The sequence below is a fragment of the Candidatus Symbiopectobacterium sp. NZEC135 genome (assembly GCF_025962695.1).
On sequence record NZ_JAGFPF010001265.1, the window covers coordinates 1 to 631 of the forward strand.

At 55.8% G+C, this 631-nt stretch carries 1 protein-coding gene; it reads left to right on the plus strand.

Annotation, left to right across the window (positions count from 1 at the left end; translation table 11 throughout):
* Positions 1–631: virulence factor SrfC family protein (locus J5224_RS33740; protein ID WP_264629228.1), on the plus strand; the 631-nt coding region annotated here is incomplete at both ends.

A 631-nucleotide genomic window follows, 5' to 3' on the forward strand; every position in this document is an offset into this window, starting at 1 on the left:
TCAGCAATGTACCCGCCGCTTCCAGTGGCGATCGCGAGCACGGCGCGGTGCAACGTTATCCGGTGCTGATAAAAAATCTGCTGCACGCCAAGGCAAGCTATTTGCTGGAACGGTACACCGAGCAGCATGCCATTAATCTGTTGATGGTCTGCACGGCGGTAGACCGGCGCGCCGATGTCAAAGCGGTCGGCAAAGCGCTCGACTACTGGGTGAAACAGACGCAAGGGGAAACGGCGCAACAGCGCAGTCAGCATAAACCTGGCCTGATCTGGGCGGTCACCAAATTCGATCAGCGCGTGTTACACAACACGCACTACGATGAAGGCGTTCAACGCTACGTGGGTAACCCGGGAGAATCCTGGGGAACCATGCTGGCGACGGATGAACGCGGTGTAAAACGCATGGCTAACTGGCTGAATACCGAAGTCAAACGGGAAAACAAGCTGGCGCGGCTGTCAGAACAGTTACTCGAGATGCAAAATGAACTGTTTGAGCACATTCTCGGCGGCTGGTATCAGTCGGACAGTGAAATCTCGGCGATGAGAAAGCAGAAAGTGGCCGAATCCGTGTTGAAATCACTCCAGACGCGGCCAGGCGTACACGGCGAGTTGCTGGAGCGCATGTTACCTAC